General features: G+C 46.5%; 17 protein-coding genes. 11 read left to right on the top strand and 6 right to left on the bottom strand.

All coding sequences use genetic code 11. The features are described 5' to 3' along the window. Positions 1-769 precede the first annotated feature (769 nt). Entirely contained in the window at positions 770-1,123 is a 354-nt protein-coding gene (gene mdtJ / locus MUG06_RS18565) for a multidrug/spermidine efflux SMR transporter subunit MdtJ (protein WP_243079685.1), read from the top strand. Beyond that, positions 1,110-1,439: a multidrug/spermidine efflux SMR transporter subunit MdtI gene (mdtI, locus tag MUG06_RS18570; RefSeq protein WP_243079605.1), complete on the top strand. Its 330-nt coding sequence runs from the start codon at positions 1,110-1,112 to the stop codon at positions 1,437-1,439. The genes mdtJ and mdtI overlap by 14 nt, the downstream gene beginning before the upstream one ends. 110 nt (positions 1,440-1,549) lie before the next feature. Here the strand turns inward: mdtI and MUG06_RS18575 are convergent, their stop codons facing one another. Then, positions 1,550-2,728: an oligogalacturonate lyase family protein gene (locus MUG06_RS18575; RefSeq protein ID WP_243079606.1), complete on the bottom strand. Its 1,179-nt coding sequence runs from the start codon at positions 2,726-2,728 to the stop codon at positions 1,550-1,552. 484 nt (positions 2,729-3,212) lie between these two features. On the opposite strand from MUG06_RS18575, the gene MUG06_RS18580 reads away from it, so the two are divergent. After that, the gene (locus tag MUG06_RS18580) at positions 3,213-4,781 is read left to right on the top strand and encodes an MFS transporter (protein WP_243079607.1); all 1,569 of its coding nucleotides are present in this window, start codon (positions 3,213-3,215) and stop codon (positions 4,779-4,781) included. A gap of 263 nt (positions 4,782-5,044) precedes the next feature. On the opposite strand, the gene MUG06_RS18585 is transcribed toward MUG06_RS18580, so the two are convergent. Continuing rightward, positions 5,045-5,770 (bottom strand): SDR family oxidoreductase, encoded by a 726-nt coding sequence (locus tag MUG06_RS18585; protein ID WP_243079608.1) that lies wholly within the window; start codon positions 5,768-5,770, stop codon positions 5,045-5,047. Positions 5,771-5,848: 78 nt separating this feature from the next. On the opposite strand from MUG06_RS18585, the gene MUG06_RS18590 reads away from it, so the two are divergent. The 3 genes from MUG06_RS18590 to MUG06_RS18600 all read left to right on the top strand — a co-directional run bounded on the left by MUG06_RS18590 (position 5,849) and on the right by MUG06_RS18600 (position 7,806). Continuing rightward, positions 5,849-6,481 carry a TetR/AcrR family transcriptional regulator gene (locus tag MUG06_RS18590; protein ID WP_243079609.1) on the top strand — a complete coding sequence of 211 codons (633 nt, stop codon included), beginning with the start codon at positions 5,849-5,851 and terminating at the stop codon, positions 6,479-6,481. 144 nt (positions 6,482-6,625) lie between these two features. Then, positions 6,626-7,222 (top strand): NAD(P)H-dependent oxidoreductase, encoded by a 597-nt coding sequence (locus tag MUG06_RS18595; RefSeq protein WP_243079610.1) that lies wholly within the window; start codon positions 6,626-6,628, stop codon positions 7,220-7,222. Next, positions 7,219-7,806, top strand: coding sequence for a TetR/AcrR family transcriptional regulator (locus MUG06_RS18600; protein WP_215844927.1), 588 nt, complete (start codon positions 7,219-7,221; stop codon positions 7,804-7,806). The genes MUG06_RS18595 and MUG06_RS18600 overlap by 4 nt, the downstream gene beginning before the upstream one ends. Positions 7,807-8,050: 244 nt before the next feature. Here the strand turns inward: MUG06_RS18600 and MUG06_RS18605 are convergent, their stop codons facing one another. Both MUG06_RS18605 and MUG06_RS18610 read right to left on the bottom strand, forming a co-directional pair. Further along, positions 8,051-8,710 (bottom strand): NAD(P)-binding oxidoreductase, encoded by a 660-nt coding sequence (locus MUG06_RS18605; protein ID WP_243079611.1) that lies wholly within the window; start codon positions 8,708-8,710, stop codon positions 8,051-8,053. Between the two features lie 309 nt (positions 8,711-9,019). Next, a complete protein-coding gene (locus MUG06_RS18610) occupies positions 9,020-9,922 on the bottom strand; it encodes an alpha/beta hydrolase (protein WP_243079612.1) in 903 nt (300 codons plus the stop codon). Positions 9,923-10,529: 607 nt separating this feature from the next. On the opposite strand from MUG06_RS18610, the gene MUG06_RS18615 reads away from it, so the two are divergent. The 3 genes from MUG06_RS18615 to MUG06_RS18625 all read left to right on the top strand — a co-directional run bounded on the left by MUG06_RS18615 (position 10,530) and on the right by MUG06_RS18625 (position 13,662). Then, a complete protein-coding gene (locus MUG06_RS18615) occupies positions 10,530-11,309 on the top strand; it encodes an MBL fold metallo-hydrolase (RefSeq protein WP_243079613.1) in 780 nt (259 codons plus the stop codon). Positions 11,310-11,438: 129 nt separating this feature from the next. Beyond that, positions 11,439-12,413 (top strand): helix-turn-helix domain-containing protein, encoded by a 975-nt coding sequence (locus MUG06_RS18620; protein ID WP_243079614.1) that lies wholly within the window; start codon positions 11,439-11,441, stop codon positions 12,411-12,413. Between the two features lie 127 nt (positions 12,414-12,540). Next, positions 12,541-13,662 carry a serine hydrolase domain-containing protein gene (locus tag MUG06_RS18625; protein WP_243079615.1) on the top strand — a complete coding sequence of 374 codons (1,122 nt, stop codon included), beginning with the start codon at positions 12,541-12,543 and terminating at the stop codon, positions 13,660-13,662. 243 nt (positions 13,663-13,905) lie between these two features. Here the strand turns inward: MUG06_RS18625 and MUG06_RS18630 are convergent, their stop codons facing one another. Then, positions 13,906-14,811: a LysR family transcriptional regulator gene (locus tag MUG06_RS18630; protein WP_243079616.1), complete on the bottom strand. Its 906-nt coding sequence runs from the start codon at positions 14,809-14,811 to the stop codon at positions 13,906-13,908. A 172-nt stretch (positions 14,812-14,983) separates the two neighbouring features. Here MUG06_RS18630 and MUG06_RS18635 point away from each other — a divergent pair, with 172 nt between their 5' ends. Together MUG06_RS18635 and MUG06_RS18640 are read left to right on the top strand one after the other, a co-directional pair. Continuing rightward, positions 14,984-15,997, top strand: coding sequence for an NAD(P)-dependent alcohol dehydrogenase (locus tag MUG06_RS18635; protein WP_347568907.1), 1,014 nt, complete (start codon positions 14,984-14,986; stop codon positions 15,995-15,997). Positions 15,998-16,274: 277 nt separating this feature from the next. Next, positions 16,275-17,006, top strand: coding sequence for a 2-phosphosulfolactate phosphatase (locus MUG06_RS18640; protein WP_243079618.1), 732 nt, complete (start codon positions 16,275-16,277; stop codon positions 17,004-17,006). Positions 17,007-17,213: 207 nt separating this feature from the next. Here the strand turns inward: MUG06_RS18640 and MUG06_RS18645 are convergent, their stop codons facing one another. Beyond that, positions 17,214-17,585: a DUF427 domain-containing protein gene (locus MUG06_RS18645; protein ID WP_243079619.1), complete on the bottom strand. Its 372-nt coding sequence runs from the start codon at positions 17,583-17,585 to the stop codon at positions 17,214-17,216. Between the last annotated feature and the right edge of the window lie 54 nt (positions 17,586-17,639).

Consider the following 17,639-nt stretch of genomic DNA (forward strand, 5'->3'; position numbering starts at 1 on the left):
CGTGATGCCCTGCATATCCTGAAAAAACGCCTATTAGGACGCCTCAGCCTATACAAGATATTGCGTTGTGGATTTTCGCTGAAACGTTGCGCGACCTGCTGCACTGGCCCTGTTTGGTGAACAGAGCCAGTGCAGAAATTCAGGTTAAAGCCGGGGTCAACGGCGTCGCTCAAGCTTAGCGTAGGGAAACTGTCTTTAAGATGAAAAACTATCAATCGTGTCAGGCTGACCTGTTTCTAACGTCACCCTGTTCGTGCGCTTGATAAGTACTGAACATAAAGCAAGGATCGTAGTGTGTTGTGGCATGACTTGACGTCGCCTGAGCCTTCTTGTTATTGAAATTTTATTTAACATGCCTGAATGTTAAGGATGTTAGAATTTTAATGTTTATTATTCAGTTTGGTTAATTAGAATGGAAGCAGGAAACCAATGCGCAGATTATTAAACGAACTGACGTAAAGAAATGAAAATCCCTTAAAATATAATTTCACTTATGCGAGAATAAGCGCGTGTATAACGACAGAGGACAATTTTTCATCCACACTGACGAAAAGCAACAACGTGGATAAGTTGTAAAATTATGGACAAAATGTTCGCTTCAATGATGGCTCAACTCTCTTTATTTCTCTCTGGCTCAAACCGTCTGATCTGCGATCAGCACTGGCGTTTCGCACTGTAGTTCCTTTCTCTCCTTTTATTTTTTTAAATTTAACTGGGCTAATGCGCCTTTTTTCGCGTGCTTGGCCATTATTTCTCATTTAGGAGAGAAATCATGTTCTATTGGATTTTATTAGCGCTGGCAATTGCGTCGGAAATTATTGGCACCGTTTCAATGAAATGGGCCACTGTTAATGGTGGCAGTGCAGGCTATATTTTTATGTTAGTGATGATCGCGCTTTCTTATATTTTCCTGTCGTTTGCCATTAAGCGCATTGCGCTGGGTGTGGCATACGCAATGTGGGAAGGTGTTGGCATTCTGTTTATTACTCTGTTTAGTGTAATGCTGTTTGAGGAAGCATTATCCGCGATGAAAATCGCCGGATTGCTGACGCTGGTTGCGGGCATTGTATTGATTAAATCTGGCACGCTAGCGCACAAGGAGGTACAACATGGCCACCTTTGATTGGGTGCATATTGCCTGGTTAGCCTTGGCGATTGGATTAGAGATCATAGCGAATGTTTTTCTGAAGTTTTCCCATGGCTTTCGCCGCCCTTTGTATGGTGTATTGTCACTTATCGCAGTATTGACCGCGTTCAGTGCGCTGGCTCAGGCCGTAAAAGGCATCGATTTGTCTGTCGCCTATGCGCTTTGGGGCGGTTTCGGATTGGTCGCTACGGTCGCCGCTGGCTGGATTTTATTCGGGCAACGATTGAGTTCCCGAGGCTGGTTAGGCGTGGGATTGTTATTAGTGGGCATGGTGTTGATTAAATTCGCTTAAAAGCAGAGAGATGTCAGCGGGTAACTCATCCATAACATCTATTCTCTACCAAAACGCGACGGTGATGACCGTCGCCATTGGTTTGAGTGAGCTTAACCTGATTGTCGCTGTTACTCTCTGAGAGCTTGACGCATCGCATCAGGGATTTCTGCCAGGTATAACGCAGGTAATCCTTCATAGTCTGTGGTGAACAGGACATGACGATCATCTGGGGAGAAAGAAGGGTGAGGATGAGTAACCTGGCGATCGCCATCTAGAACGCGCCATGAACTATTATGTGCCGCAAGCGGCGTATATTGGCGTGTTTTAACATCAAATAAATATAACCACGGATCATTTTCAATCGTATGGCTGGTAGTGTCTTGTACATCCACAGGAGTACCAGAGCCATCGCCGACGAGCATTGTGCCGTTTTCATTGCTCATTAGATGCGAACATGCAGGCATCTTCATCAAGCACGTATCTTCGTGAGTGACCGGATCATAGCGGCGCACATATCGGTCATGCTGACCTTTAAGATACGACACGTAAATCAGCGCCGATCCGTCAGGCACCCAAAACTCGTGTGTACAGCTTTCACCGGACTCATGTGATTTTACCTTACGGACATTATTGCCCTCTGAATCCATTAACCACATGCGTGCATCAACAAGGTCATGAGGTCCTTCATGACAAAATGCGACGGTATTATCATCAAACGGCCGATAAATGGGATGTCCTAGCCATTCATTTCGCTCATGTATTACCTTCGATTTGCCACTCAGTAGATCAATCTTTAGCAGACGACAGTGTGGATTACTGTGATAAAACGCCTGGAATATGGTCCAGTCAGACAGCGGTTTCCAGTCTTCACGGCTGATTTCAATGCCTACTAAACTATTACATTCACTGTTTGCTACCCAAGTACCGTATCCAACCCATTCATCTGGAACCTGGTAAACAATATCCTCACTTAAATCATCTAAGTTAACGCGTAATAGATTACGTTCGTTTTTAACGTAATAAAGGAACTTATCATCAGGTGAAAGGAAGCCGCCAAAAGTGTTATCACCTTTCCCCTCTGTGAGTTGAACGGCTTTTTGCGATCTTAAATCAAGAAGATAGTAGTTGCGATTTTTATCAAATTCACCCGCAAAAAGTATTTTATTACCTTCGTTGGTAAAACATTTCTGATAGAAATAATTGCGATGGCACAGGACATCGGGAGGCGTTAAGCGTGTAACAGAGGCGCCGGTTTTCGGATCCTTAAATGTAGAGAAGTTAAACTGAATGCTTGAACCCTTGGCCATGATGTTCTCCATGAGTGGCTTTACATTAACTCACTGAAATAAATAGGCTAATTCATATAATTTAAATTGAAACATCGTTTCATTTTTATAATGATACATTAACGATTTGCTCCATGAGACGCTAATCACCCTTGAAAATGTAGAGTTGATCACATTTCAAATAATTATTTGTACCGACCTAAAACTGATTCAATAGCAATATTTTCGTGGCGTTATTTCTTTCTAAATCCTGCTCTCCTGTAGAAATTATTCCCTCAATAACCGTAATGATTGGGATCAGCTCACTTATATGCTTCGCTCTGAACATGAATAGTCGATGATTTAGCTATCAATGACGAAAGATTCATTCCATAGGTACTGTTTAACAATCTCTTTAATGTGAAGTCATTCACAGCTATCGATCACAGATTGACATATAAAGCCCTCTATCAATAAAAATGAAACAGTGTTTCATATTACAAATGCTATCTGGGTGGGTATCAGGATGAACGTAGAAAAAAGAATTCTATTCAGACATCAACTTGCTTACGGAGGAGGGAATCTACTCGGTAGCGGGGCTCTGGCTATCGCCGGCATCTGGCTATTGTATTTTTACACCACCTTCTGTGGGCTGACGCTTTTACAGGCTTCAGTTATTTTCTCTGTCGCAAGCATCATTGACGCCGTAAGTAATCCTTTGATGGGCTATCTTTCTGATAATTTTGGTAAAACGCGACTTGGCAAACGTTTTGGCCGACGTCGATTTTTCATTTTACTCGGCATACCACTGATGATGTTCTATCCATTCTTGTGGATAGAGGGCTTTGGCTTTTGGTATTACTTATCTACTTATGTTTTATTCGAGCTGATTTATACGTCGGTGATGGTGCCGTATGAAACGCTGGCGACAGAAATGACGACCGATTTTTCCGCTCGCTCTAAACTTACCGGTTACAAAGCCATTTTCGGTAAGATAGCTAACTTCCTGGCTGCTTTAATCCCGGGCCAGTTCATTTTGATCTATGGCAAAGACTCTGCGCAGCCCTTCTTTTTTACCGCTTTAACCTATGGCGTCATTCTGTTTATCGCTATTGGGTTACTCTATTTCTATTCGTGGGAACGGCCAGTAGAAGAAACCTCGATAGCCGAAGAGAAGAAAATAGGTTTAGCGAAAACAGCAGTAACGCTGGTGCGGGACATGAAATCGACCTTTCATCTGCGCGTTTTTCGTAAGCACTTAGGAATGTACCTTTGCGGTTTTGGTGCAGAGTGGCTATTTGCCTCGGTCTTCACCTATTTTATAATATTCGTATTACAGTACGATCCCGCCATGGTAGCTGGGCTTAACAGCCTTAATTCCATTCTTCAATTATTCTCTACAGCGATCTTTATCGGTATCTGTGTAAAGCACGGTTTCAGTAAACCTTATATCTGGGCACTCTGTATTGTTGTATTCGCCGTTATTTGTTATAGCCTGCTGCATTTCCTTAAACTACCGCAACAGTATGTCACTGTAGCCATGTTAACTATCACGGTGATTTTCGGTATCGGTACCGGCGGTGTGTACTACATTCCCTGGACGGTTTACACATTCCTGGCAGATATTGATGAAGTATTTACTGGCCGCCGTCGTGAGGGCATCTATGCTGGAGCGATGACCTTCTCAGGAAGGTTAATGCGTTCGGTCATTGTCTTCGCAATGGGGGCAATCCTGAGTTTTTACGGTTTCCAGTCTAAATCCCATACCCAGCCTGAAAGTGCTGTCACGGCGATAGCCATGGTCTTTGGCATTGGCGTGATCAGCCTTGCTTTTATGTCGATGGTTTTCAGCTATCAAATGAAGTTAAATCGCAAAACACATCTGGTGGTTCTCAACGAAGTGTCGCGTATAAAAGCAGGGGGGAAAATCAGTGAAATTGACCCCGAAGCTCGCGCCGTTATCGAAGAGCTTACGGGACACGTTTACGAGCAGTGTTGGGGTAATAGCGCCGTGTGCCGAAATATATTCGATACACCAAATGATGGCCAAATAAATACCAGACAGCCTGTGAATATCACCAAAAGTTCTCAATAAACAGGCTTGCATCCCCATTCTGGCCGGGAATCCGGCCAGTTATTTCACTCTTTTCAAAACCGCTTTTAATACACTTTATGCTATGAGGCTCCGTAAGGAGCCTTTTGCCCGATCTGAACTGCCTCAAAACAGGTGAATATCATAGTGATATTTCCCAACTACCGTGGGTAGCAGCAGATTTTCCTGTTATCCATAGATGTGGAAAGCTAAAGACTTGTGAGCGGTGATTAATACGGAAAAGCATCACGGATACAGTCAGAGAGTTACAAGGGCAGCACGACAGCTTCATTCTGAAACGCGGCATCATTATTTGGCGCCGTTTGCAAAGCTAGACGGACCGGGAAAGCCGCTGCTTCATGGGGCGTGCGGTCGCCCAAATGCCCGCTTAAATCAGTATTAACTAATCCGGGGCAAACCGAGACAGCGGTTATCGCGGTATCTTTCAGTTCTGCGTTGAGCTGAATAGTCAGCATGTTAAGTGCAGCTTTTGACGTGTTATAGCCTATAAGTTTCACATTATAAAACGGTGACTCTTTATCATTATTCAGCGTAAGCGAACCAAGACTACTTGAGATATTCACAATACGCCCGGCTGATGACTTACGCAGCAAAGGCAACATCGCCTGGGTAACAGCCAGCGGTCCGATAAAATTGGTTTCAAGTACATGACGTACTGTGTCTGGCGAAGTGCTACCCGGTAAACCATCACGGGCATCTGCAATGCCGGCATTGTTAACCAGAATGTCCAGACGACCGTATGCATTTTCGATGTGTTCCGCCGCCGCAGCGATGTTTTCACCGTCGCAAATATCAATTTGAAGGAATGAAACATCAAGTCCTTCGTTCATCAATGTATTAGCCGCCGCCTGCCCGCGGGCTGAATTGCGTGCCCCAAGTAATACCTTGGTACCCGCCAGCGCCAGCTGTTTCGCGATTTCGTAGCCGATACCTTTGTTGCCGCCCGTGACCAGCGCAAGTGAAACGGTCATCGCTTACTCCTTTAGATTTATTAGTGAAGAGGGTGTCCTCTATAATATGAAGAATCCTTCACTAAAAAGAATTCGCGTATGACGTTGAAAACCTTGTCCAGCTATAACCCGCGTAGATCACCGCGCCAGAGAAGATCAGCTGCTACCGTCGACGTTATTCTCGAAGCCACTATTCAGGTTTTACTGAGTACTGGAACCTCGCAATTGACCACTACGCGAGTAGCCGAGCGGGCAGGGGTGTCGGTGGGTTCGCTTTACCAATATTTTCCTAACAAGCAGGCGCTGTTCTTTGCATTGAACGATCACTATTTAGACCATCTCGCCGGACGAATTGAAAAAGTATGTGAGACGTTGCAGGGCGCCCCGTATACCCAAATGGTTCAGGGCGTTATCAGTGAATACATCAACATTAAAACAGAACGTTATGACGTTACCTGCGCACTTTATCGCGCAGCTGCTGAAATCGACGTGAGTGATATTGTTGAAAGCATGTGTCGGCGCATTGAGGTAGCCAGTGAAGGGATGCTTGCTTCAGCATCGGATGCGAAATTTCAGAACCTTTCCTCTCTCAACGTGACCTTATTGAACGTGCTTTTTGGAACCGTGCGGACTTTTTTTGACCGCAATCGACCAGAGCTTCTCAACAGTCAGTTGCAGGAACAGCTGATAATAATGTTCTGTACCTATCTGAATAGGGCGAAATTGCCCTAAATCAACGCTGCTGCTTTACATCAAGCCTGTCGGGGATAAAAGAAAAACAGCGTTTATTTAGCCTTTGCTGTTTGAGACGTGGTTTGACAACCTACCAATCGTAGGTTACTACTAGTAGGTAATGCCTTAACGGAGATTGCCGACATGCACGCACTGATCGTTACTGCCCATCCTGATCGCAATTCACATACCCAAACGGTGGCATCACACTTGGCCAAAGGCGTTGTTGCCAGCGGCAATTACACCGTTGAGCATGCTGATTTAGCAGCTGAACAGTTTGATCCTCGTTTCAATCAAGCGGATTTCGACCAATTTAAGGGCAAGTTAGCTTCACCTGCTGATGTCATTGCCGAACAGGTGCGCGTAGATCGCGCGAATGCACTGATACTGGTTTATCCAATCTACTGGTGGTCATTTCCAGCCCTGCTAAAAGGGTGGATTGATAGAGTGTTTACACAAGGCTGGGCGTACGACGATACGGGCCAGAATGTTATCAAGAAGCTTGAACATTTACAGGTGCATCTGATTGCGGTGGGCGCAGCGAGCCAGCGTACCTATGTTCGCCACGGTTATTTCGGCAGTATGCGCACGCAAATTGACCACGGAATTTTTGGCTATTGCGGTGCGCCGGTAGTGACCAGTGAATTACTGTTAGCGTCGGATAAAAACTTTCCTGACTCACATTACGCTCTGGCATATAACCTTGGCGAGCGGCTTTTTGAACAAAAGGAACCCGCATGATCCAGGCTCCTCGTCAGCGCATGACTTATCAGGCAAGGCGACAACAATTACTTACCGTAGGCTGGAATCTCGTGCGCCATGAAGGCACTGATGCGTTAGCGTTGGGACGTCTGGCCATTGAAGCGGGTGTGAGTAAGCCAGTGGTTTATGACCATTTCAAGTCACGGCAAGGCTTGCTGGTAGCCCTTTATGAAGATTTTGATGTGCGACAGACTGCGATTATCGATGCCGCAATGGCTGCTGCGGACAACAGCCTGGAAGAGAAGGCAGCTGTAGTGGCATCACGCTATGTTGACTGCGTGCTGACGCAAGGGCGTGAAATCCCTGATGTGCTGTCAGCATTGGATAGCACGCCAGAACTTGCTGAAATCAAGCTCAAATATCAGCGCGACTTTATGGAAAAATTTCGCAACTGGTTTGCTGAGTTTGTTAAACCAGCCGGCATCCCACAATCAAGTTTGTGGGGAATGCTGGGTGCGGCGGACGCCATTTCAAATGCGGTTGTCTGTGGCGATATTCTTCAACAGGAAGGTCTTCAGGAGCTCACTTTACTGATCATTAATTTGGTAGAGCGATATCGCTAATGCGTTAAATCACCCAAAGCGCAGCAGCATCCCTGTTCTTATTTAGGGATCGCTCATTGTGGGAACTGAAGCCCCAATGAGGGTTTATCAAACCGGATCGGTTCGCGAATTGCTGCACTTGGGCGCAATGAAAATGACACTAGCGAGCTTAGCAAGCTGCTGTAAAAGGGCGCTGCCAACCCGTCAGTCTGCTCCATGCAGGAGCAGACTGATACTTGCTGGTGGCGACATCGGAAGGCACATTTTATCGCGCTGCCATCCGCTGCATAGCTTCACGCACGGGTACACTTCCACCCGTCAGTTCAATAATGATGCGGCTGACATCAGGCTGTTCTATGATTTCCAGCAGTGTCATCGCGACATCATCACGGGAAATATCGCCATAGGGGATCGCCAGGCCGGCACGAACAAGTCCGCTACCTTTCTCATCAGTCAGCGTTCCGGGCCGTAAAATCACCCAATCCAGTTCACTTTCCGCAAGCGCGACGTCTGCCATCTTTTTGACGCGCATGTAATTCTCAAAGCTAGCCGGAAGGCCTTTTCCTCTGGCGGCTTCCGGGAATGCGGAGACCAGCAAAAAGCGCGTGATTCCGGCCTGGCTTGCAGCGGCAACGGCGGTTTTTAACCCCTCGCCATCAATAGCATTCGTCATTTCCTCTCCGCCTTTTCCCCCTGCACCGGCTGAAAAAACCACAATTTCGCTTCCTGCCATCAGCGATGCAAGTGATCCGGTATCCAGTTTCGTCAGGTCGCCTTTTACCGGCTCGGCACCAATCTGGCGCAACGACGGCTCTTGGTCATCTTTGCGATAAAGCGGGCGAGCAGTGTGCCCTTTTTTTGCGAGCAGGGATGACAGGCGATAACCTATGTTCCCAGCACCACCAATGATAAATACGTTAGCCATCAATACCTCTCTTCAATGATTCTTGGGAGTAACGGTGCATTTAGGGAGTTAGGGTACGGTTGCAGGCAACAACATAATCATGGCTGAGCAGGCCGCTGGCTGCCATGAAATGATTGATGAGCGCATCTCGGTTTGCAGGTGCCCGTATCCTGGCAGCAGCCTGCTTTATGTCGTCTGTTGTCAGTTCGGAACAATGCCTTATCGTCGTCTGTGACCGGGAAAGCAATGCGCAGGCTGATCAAAAAAATGCCTTAATCCCGCCTCGTAACCGCCCACATAATCTGCCTCAGCTTTTGCATAATGTGTTAATTATTCATGCGCTTTAACGTCTTCAATGAATTTAAGAACAGCATTTGTTACTGCCTGCGGCTGCTCTTCTGGCTGAAAGTGCCCGCAATTCTTAATCAAATCGCCTCTGATGTTTGTTGCGTAGGGTCTTACCGCAGCTGCGATGTCCGGAATCGATCCCTGGTCCGCACTTAATCCGAGTACCGGCATGGTCAACTTATTTGTGCTCAGCAATAATTTATTCTGAGATGTAGACATTGCGGCCGCCCGATAAAAACTCAATCCTGCTCGCATACCGCCTGGCGCACTGAAAATACGAACATATTCATCTAACGTTTCTTCAGAGTAGCAATGAGGATTGACGGTCTTCTCGTGGAAAAACCAGGCGAGATATTCACGCTCCCGTCCCTGTAAAAGAATTTCGGGAAGATCTGGCAGAGCATTAAATGAAAAGTGCCATGTTTTCCATGATTTATCAGAAGAAGTGGGAAGAAACTCCGGCATTGTGACGCTGGGTATGCCCGCATCCATTAAAACCAAGGAGCTGACTTCGCTACCGAAAGTTAATGCATAGGGAAAAGCGACCCAGGCACCCACATCGTGAGCGACAAGATGATAGTTATCCAGACCTAGCGAGGCGATAGCATCATGAAGGCGTTCTGCAACGGTCTGTGTATCATAGCCATCTAAAGGTTTGTCGCTGTCTCCCTGTCCGGGTAAATCAATCGCTAACACGCGAAACTGCTCACCGAGCGTGGGCATAACATGCCTCCACGCATACCAAGATTCCGGGAAGCCGGCGAGTAGAATGATAGTTTCTGACGTATTCGCGCCCCCATCAACGTAATGGAATCTCAAATCATTGACGCGCACAAATTTGTGCTCGAATCCTTTTGGCGCAGAGGGCATATCAAATTTTTGCATTATTAATTCCGGATGTTTGTAAACGGTTAGTGGGTGAGGCATCGCTTTTTCAAAGCAAACCAATTTGTATGGATCCCTTCCACTGCTGAGTAATCCGCTAAGGAAATCAGCGCAATTAATTGATTTTAAAAATCAATATTTATTGAAAAGCCGTGTCCAACCACGGATTTTTACTGCAAACGATTTTGGCATGAACTATCACAATCTATTTATAGAATAATCATTTCCTAAATAATTATCTAAAACGCTGTCTTTAGGCAAGAAGATTTTTCTTCTGAGTGATCAATAGATATTTACTGAGGATAAATTAATCAATTTAACTCAACGCAAGCTTTCCCCTTGCTCTGTTAAGTCTTCATGATCGTTGACCGCAATCGCTGCTATTGATTCAGGAATAACACGAATCACCTTGTATAGCCTGCTGCTTGTTTACAAATGCGCGGCAAAAACGGACCACTGATATTGACCCGATTTCATCGACTAATGGCCTGAGAGCCTGTCACGTATCCTCCCTTCTTCCTCTTAGAGTAAGCCATCTCGCAGGCAGCTGCGGTACCACAACACATACAGGGCTGAGCCTGAATCTGATTAATCACTGGGGTAATAAATGAAATTAACACAAATTCGCAATGCTACGCTTGTGCTGGAATATGCCGGTAAAAAGTTCCTTATCGACCCGATGCTGGCAGAGAAAGAAGCCTGGGATGGCTTTGCCGGGAATGCACGACCCCATCTTCGCAACCCTATGGTTTCCTTGCCGGTTAATGTTGAGAGTTTACTGTCTGTAGATGCTGTTATCCTGACACATACACATACCGACCACTGGGACGAAGCGGCGCAGCAGGCAGTACCTAAAAACATGCTTGTTTATACGCAGAACGAGAGTGACGCAGCGCTGGTTAGCTCGCAGGGTTTTCTTAATATGCGTGTTCTGAAAGAAGAAAATCATTTTGTCGATGGGCTGACTATTTATAAAACCGATGGTCAACACGGCAGTAACGAATTATATGCCGATGCGCTGTGGGGCGATTTGCTAGGCGATGCGTGTGGGTTGGTCTTCACACATCATGATGAGAAAACGCTCTATATTGCAGGTGATACCGTCTGGGTTAAACCTTATGTAAGAAGCTTGCAGCGTTTCCAGCCGGAGGTTGTGGTGCTTAACACTGGCTATGCTGTTAACGATCTTTACGGACCGATTATCATGGGCAAAGAAGACACATTGCGCACGCTTAAGATGTTGCCAACTGCGACCGTCGTGGCCTCGCACATGGAATCAATAAATCACTGTCTTCTCACCCGCGCTGAGTTGCGCGAGTTTTCGCTTGAGCACGGCATTCAGGATAAAGTTCTTATTCCGGCAGACGGTGAGACAATGGCTTTCTAATAGCGCTTTCCGCCCGGTTGAGGGGAGCATACACTCACGCAGTGCTATCTGTTCCCCTCTTTAAACTAAACTATCAGTGACTTATCTGCCGGTAAGCCGGTAGTTATTCTTTACGGTAAGGTGACTTTCATGTCTGCTCTGACGGTTGCCGTGATCGCCACGGCTGGATTTAGCCCGTTTCACTTTTCAGTACCTTGTATTCTTTTTGGGCAGTCGATGCCGCAGCCAGACTTATTTCATTTGGAAATCTGTGCCGAAAAACCCGGTGTAGTGCTCTCTGATATTGGGCTGTCCATCAACGTAGAGCACGGACTTGAGCAGCTTGACGTTGCAGACATCATCATTGTGCCTTACTGGCATAATCCTGATGAAAAACCCTCGCAGGCTCTGCTGGATAAGCTGATAAGCGCATGGCAGCGTGGCGCTGAGGTGGTGGGTCTTTGTTTAGGCACTTACGTATTGGCCTATTCAGGCTTACTTAATCAGCACCGTGCTGCAACACACTGGGAATATGAAAAGGACTTCATCAAACGATTTCCTGCCGTTCATCTTGACAGCAACTCGCTGTATACCAGCGACGAACGTCTTATTACCTCTGCAGGCACGGCGGCCGGTATTGACTGCTGTCTGAATATCATTCGTAACCATTACGGTTCTGCAATTGCCAACCGCGTTGCAAGAAGAATGGTTGTGCCACCTTACCGGGAGGGCGGGCAGGCCCAGTTTATTGAACGCCCGGTCCCGGCCTCGACGCGAGACAGCAAAATCAACGAGCTGATTGAATACCTGCGTCGCAATCTGGACAAGCCGCACGATCTCGACTCGCTGGCTGGATTTGCCAATATGAGCCGGAGAACGCTGACGCGTCATTTTTCCAAGGCAACCGGAACGACACTCGGAGAATGGCTGAACGCGGAGCGCCTTCAAAGAAGCCAGGAACTGTTGGAAACAACGGATAGCAGTATTGAAAGCGTGTCTGAAATGGCTGGTTTTCAGTCGCCCATCTCTTTTCGCCAGAGTTTTAAAGCGAGATTCAGTGTCAGCCCAAGCGAATGGCGCCGGGCATTTCGAGGGCCTGAGCCTGTTGATCACAAAAGGATGTGAGAGCAGTTAAGAAAGCGGGGGTGATTAAATTGATTCGCTGACGAACGGTATTTACCTGCTGGTGGCTTAAAATTACTGTACGCAGTGGAATAGATAAAATAATAGATAAAATAAAGGAATGGAGAGAATGAGTCCTTGTGAAATTGCGTTAATGAATCTGCTTAATCAGATGGCATTGAAAACCTTTCCGGGCCTTACTATGGCTATTGGCAAAGGAGACAAAACAATATGGCAGCATGGAGTGGGTTATGCTGATGCTGAAAATAAAATTAAAAACAATCCAGAAATGATTTTTGGTATTGGCAGCATAACCAAGATTTTTGTTGCAGTGTTAATTCTCCAGTTAAACGAGGAAAATTATCTCGCTCTCGATGAACCTATATCTACTTGGCTGGACAAAAATGTCCTTGCAGACGTCGCAAATGCAGAAAGCGTGACTGTAAGGCATTTACTCTCGCATTATTCAGGTATACCCAGCTGGGAAGATCAGCACTCATGGATTCATGATGCTCGCGGTAAGAGGGTCAAACCGGAAAAGATTTGGCTGCCACAGGAAAACCTCGACTATATCCGGGGTAAAAAACCGCTGTGTGCTCCAGGAGAAGCATTTCATTATTCTAATAGTAATTTCACTTTATTAGGTCTGTTGATCGAAAAACTTACTTCTAATAGCCTCGAAGAGGAGTTATATAAAAGAATTATTAATCCGCTTTTGCTGAAAAGCACCTCTCTTGAATCGGTTGCCTCTTTAGAAAATCAGTATTCTTCCAAAAGATTCCACAGGCTGGATCCTCATTTTATTAAAAAAGCCGGAGTTTCAGACTATTTTAAGATTGAGCCTAACAATATTCTGGATGTTTCCGCGATCAATCTCTCTGTAGAGTGGGCGGCCGGAGGGATCGTTTCTACTGCACAGGATGTTGTTAATTTTATTTTGGCGCTCAAAAACGGTGAATTGCTCAATCCCAAAAGCATGAAAGAAATGCAACAGTGGATGCCAGCCGATAATGCTGAAATGGGATTAAGTTTATTTAGAATGGATACTGATTACGGCACAGCCATAGGTCACGGTGGAAACGTTCTTGGTGCCAGCGCCTGCGTATGGTGGTATGAAAAAACAAACTGTGCACTTGCCATACTCACCAATGTTGGATCAATGCACGCTAGTCCTGATGCTCACTGTGCAAGTACAATTTTCAAAAACGCAGAAGTGGGTAAACTAGCACAGGAAATATGTTCTTATTATTAAAAATAACACTCACTTTACGTCTGAACTTTGGCGTGATCTGATCTATTTTGCTTACTAAGAGCAGCGCCTCGCGAAAAGCCCGACTCCATAGCGGCATCATATTTATAATCGTATCCAGGCTGTTATTTACAGCCGTGGCTATGACGTTTCCGTTTTCTGAATTGAATGGCTGCATGCATTACGTTGTCCATATCTAAAAAAATGCTCAGCATTTACTGCCAGTGCAGATGTTAATCGTTGCCGTTAACGCTGATGGTACTTTTTAAATAATTCAGAGAACCATTCGATAAAAACCCGAACCTTAGGGGGGAGATAGCGCCGGTCAGGGTAGAGGATGGAAACCGGTTTAGTCACCGTTGCATAATCAGATAAAATTTCCGTCAGCCTGCCGGTTTCGATGTAAGGTTCTAATGCAGTACGTAATGCGTGGAGCATACCGAGGCCCGACAGACCGCAGGACAGAAGAACATCTGAATTATTAACCCGCATACTGTATCCTGGACGCCGTGAAACAATCTCTCCGTTCATGACAAATTTCCATTCCTGTACATCCCGGCTGTGTTCACTGAAAAAATAAACGGCTTTATGATGATCAAGTTCATCCGGCGTTAGAGGCGTGCCATATTTTTCCAGATAAGACGGTGCTGCACAGGTGACCATCTGAAGGTCGCCCATACGACGCGAAATAAAACTTGAATCAGCCAGTTCACCGAGTCGAATAACGCAGTCGACGCCCTCTGTAATCAGATCAGTCAGTCGATCTGAAGCCGTCAATACTATTTCAATCTGTGGATACAAAGCCTGAAACTCGCTTAGACCCGGTATCAGAATGCTATGTATTAGAGCCAACGGGGCATCAATACGAAGCTGCCCGCGAGGAGGCTGACCTGGAGAATAAGAGGCCATCATGTCGTTGACATCGGTCAGAAGCGTTTTAGCTCGCTGATAAATTTCCTCTCCTTCAGCCGTTACACTCAGGCTGCGTGTTGTGCGATGCAGTAGTTTAACGCCCAGCGTATCTTCCAGCTGCTGTACAGCCTTACTAACCGCAGGCCGATGCAATTGCAGAGCATCAGCGGCCCGGGTGAAGCTGTGCAATTCAACGACCTGAACAAAAATATCCATCAACTCAAGCATATTTGAGCGCATAATTTTTCAACTCCGCAGTTATTTTCCAGCCGAAATTGTGATAATGCGGATTATATTTCATCCAGATTGTTTCTCCTGCAGTAACACTGAAAATCTTTTATGCGGCTTTTTACCCCTGCCCGTCTTTCTTATCATTGTCCTATCTAATGCAAACCTATGGGAAATGACAGAAATGAAAGCATGGTTATTGAAAGACTTTGGTGTTGAAAACTTAAAGCTTGAAGAGGTTGATACGCCTACACCAGGGCCGGGTGAACTTTTGGTTAAAGTAGGCGCGGTTTCGCTTAATTTTAGGGACAAGGCAATCGTGGAGGGTTTCTATGAACCTCATCTTGTTCCAAAGCCACTTATCCCTGTCTCTGATGCGACAGGAACCGTTGTTGCTACAGGTGAAGGTGTGACCCGTTTCAGTACAGGCGATCGCGTTAACTCACATCTCTATTCCCGCTGGTTAGATGGCGAACCTGCTGCCGATGAACCTGCCTGGTGTATTGGAATGCCGTTACCGGGAGCGCTGGCTGAATACATGATTCTGCATGAGGATAGCGCAGTAAAAGCCCCTGACAGCATGACAGATGAGGAAGCCTCAACGCTTCCTATCGCTGCACTGACGGCATGGTACTCGCTAATGGATATTGGTAACTTGCAGCCCGGACAAACCGTTCTGGTACAGGGAACTGGCGGCGTCTCCGTTTTTGCTGCTCAAATAGCGCATGCATATGGCGCCCGCGTCATTGCAACGTCCAGTAACGATGCTAACCTCGATCGCATTAAATCCTTGGGGGCAGATGAGGGGATTAACTATAAAAAATATCCTGATTGGGAAAGCAAAGTTCTCGAACTGACTGAAGGTAAGGGAGCTGACGTAACGGTGGAAGTCGCCGGTGGCAATGGTATCAACCAGTCGATCGCTGCGACAAAAGTTGCCGGAACGATTGCTCAGGTAGGTTTTCTTACTGGCCAGACAGCACAGCTTGATTTGATGCCGTTAATTTTCCGCCAGACGACAATCAGGGGTATTGCGGTTGCACCACGTTCCTCTTTTGATCGGATGAACCCATTTCTCAATAAACATCAAATCAAACCCGTAATTGAACAGGTTTACCGTTTTAACGAGGCGGTAGAAGCTTTTGAGCACCTTTCTCGTGGAGCATTTGGCAAAATCGTCATCAAGATTGATGGCTGATAACGATTTTTGACTTTACCAAAATCGGGCAGTTGTCATTGAATGCCCGATTCATTCGAACTCACTAGCCATAAGCGTTTAAATCGCTTTAACAATGCTTTTAATCGTGCTCCTGAACATAATCTAAATGTCCGCTCCTTGCTTATAACACTTTTTTGCCTATCACTACTGCTATGTGCCAAAAGCGGACATTTGTTAGTTAGGGTTTTAAAGAAACGAAGCTCAACATAGCTATGTTAAATTCGACTCACAGAAAAACTTTAACCGAGAGAAAATAATGGAATGGTTTAGCCAGGATGGGTTCGAGGTTCGCCTTGAATGGGGCCAGGCGGCTGTAGATTACTTAGCCGAAAAAGCAGACTGCGCCGTAATAGTCGACGTTATGTCCTTTTCCACCTGTGTGAGCCTGGCTGTTGAAAAAGGTGCCCGCATTTACCCCTATCCGTGGAAAGATGAATCCGCAAACGAATATGGTATGAAAATCGGCGCGAAGGTAGCCAGCCCGAAGAGAAGATTCAGCGGTGAAGGTTACAGCCTGTCGCCCGTTTCTGTTCAAAACATAAGCGATGGCGAAAGGCTTGTCCTGCCATCCCCTAACGGATCGACCCTTTCTTTCCGGGCGCGGGATACCGGGATTGCGGTTTTCAGTGGTTGTCTCAGGAACATGTCTGCAACTGCGAATGCATGTGGCATTTTTAAACGTATACTGATCATTCCCTGTGGAGAGCGATGGCCTGATGGCAGCATCCGTCCCTGTGTCGAAGATTACGTAGCAGCTGGCGGCATTATCGATGTGATGGGGTGCGGAAACTGCTCACCAGAAGCACAGGCGGCGGTTGCAGCCTGGCAGTTTTATCAGCAGCAAAATCTGCTTCCTCTTTATAAATGTTCCTCAGCCTGTGAACTTCAACAGCGCGGATTCAGTAAGGATGTCGAACTCTGCCTTGAAACAGATGCAGCTAAGCTGGCGTGCCAGTTATATGGCAATTTTTATGCATCAGGTGCATGAGTCTTTAATCCAGCTACGCTGAGCCAGAATTCAGGATTGCCTGAATAATGTTTGGAAAGCCAATGCCCGCTTTTCGCTCTTAGCAGACCTTGCCCTGCCGCATGTCCGCTTTGTGCCAAAAGCAGACATGTAAATCAACCGACGGTACAAGGAGTGAAGCGCGTCAAGGTTCGGATTTCTGAAGGAGCAAAAAAGCTCTGTCGCGCCCTAAGCGACGTTGATAGCGTCAACCCGGTCAGGATAGAACGCCAGGTAAGAGGCTATTTGTGCTGCTCCAGGAAACGGGTGTTCATAAGTCCATACGGCGTTCACGCTACGTTCTCCACCCACTGGAATGCTGTAGTAAGCGCAGTCCCCTTTGTAAGGGCAATACGTTCCATGGTCGGTACGCTCGAGCTGCTCCATGCGAACATCGTCGCGCGGGATGTATAGGACTGCCGGGTAGCTTGCTTCCTTCAGGCATAGCGCTCGGGTGGTGTCCGCGATGGCCGTTCCGCCCAGCGTCACTGTAACGCGGCGAAATTCGGGCGTAATCGTGATCGGATGGTCCAGCCCAGGCAGTTTTATAGGTTTGTTCATAGGTTACACATCCGTAAAATGACAGAAGAAGCGCAGCGGGTTATACACCTGCCG

The organism is Pantoea sp. MQR6 (genome assembly GCF_022761075.1).
GTDB classification, from domain to species: Bacteria; Pseudomonadota; Gammaproteobacteria; order Enterobacterales; family Enterobacteriaceae; genus Pantoea; species Pantoea phytostimulans.

Excerpts from the sequence above, each read along its gene's own strand:
- MUG06_RS18620 (WP_243079614.1), top strand. The coding sequence starts at position 11,439 with ATGTCTGCTCTGACGGTTGCCGTGATCGCCACGGCTGGATTTAGCCCG.
- MUG06_RS18640 (WP_243079618.1), top strand. The coding sequence starts at position 16,275 with ATGGAATGGTTTAGCCAGGATGGGTTCGAGGTTCGCCTTGAATGGGGC.
- MUG06_RS18630 (WP_243079616.1), bottom strand. The coding sequence starts at position 14,811 with ATGCGCTCAAATATGCTTGAGTTGATGGATATTTTTGTTCAGGTCGTT.
- mdtI (WP_243079605.1), top strand. The coding sequence starts at position 1,110 with ATGGCCACCTTTGATTGGGTGCATATTGCCTGGTTAGCCTTGGCGATT.
- MUG06_RS18610 (WP_243079612.1), bottom strand. The coding sequence starts at position 9,922 with ATGCAAAAATTTGATATGCCCTCTGCGCCAAAAGGATTCGAGCACAAA.
- MUG06_RS18590 (WP_243079609.1), top strand. The coding sequence starts at position 5,849 with ATGACGTTGAAAACCTTGTCCAGCTATAACCCGCGTAGATCACCGCGC.
- MUG06_RS18575 (WP_243079606.1), bottom strand. The coding sequence starts at position 2,728 with ATGGCCAAGGGTTCAAGCATTCAGTTTAACTTCTCTACATTTAAGGAT.
- MUG06_RS18600 (WP_215844927.1), top strand. The coding sequence starts at position 7,219 with ATGATCCAGGCTCCTCGTCAGCGCATGACTTATCAGGCAAGGCGACAA.
- MUG06_RS18580 (WP_243079607.1), top strand. The coding sequence starts at position 3,213 with ATGAACGTAGAAAAAAGAATTCTATTCAGACATCAACTTGCTTACGGA.
- MUG06_RS18625 (WP_243079615.1), top strand. The coding sequence starts at position 12,541 with ATGAGTCCTTGTGAAATTGCGTTAATGAATCTGCTTAATCAGATGGCA.
- MUG06_RS18595 (WP_243079610.1), top strand. The coding sequence starts at position 6,626 with ATGCACGCACTGATCGTTACTGCCCATCCTGATCGCAATTCACATACC.
- MUG06_RS18635 (WP_347568907.1), top strand. The coding sequence starts at position 14,984 with ATGAAAGCATGGTTATTGAAAGACTTTGGTGTTGAAAACTTAAAGCTT.
- MUG06_RS18585 (WP_243079608.1), bottom strand. The coding sequence starts at position 5,770 with ATGACCGTTTCACTTGCGCTGGTCACGGGCGGCAACAAAGGTATCGGC.
- MUG06_RS18615 (WP_243079613.1), top strand. The coding sequence starts at position 10,530 with ATGAAATTAACACAAATTCGCAATGCTACGCTTGTGCTGGAATATGCC.
- MUG06_RS18645 (WP_243079619.1), bottom strand. The coding sequence starts at position 17,585 with ATGAACAAACCTATAAAACTGCCTGGGCTGGACCATCCGATCACGATT.
- MUG06_RS18605 (WP_243079611.1), bottom strand. The coding sequence starts at position 8,710 with ATGGCTAACGTATTTATCATTGGTGGTGCTGGGAACATAGGTTATCGC.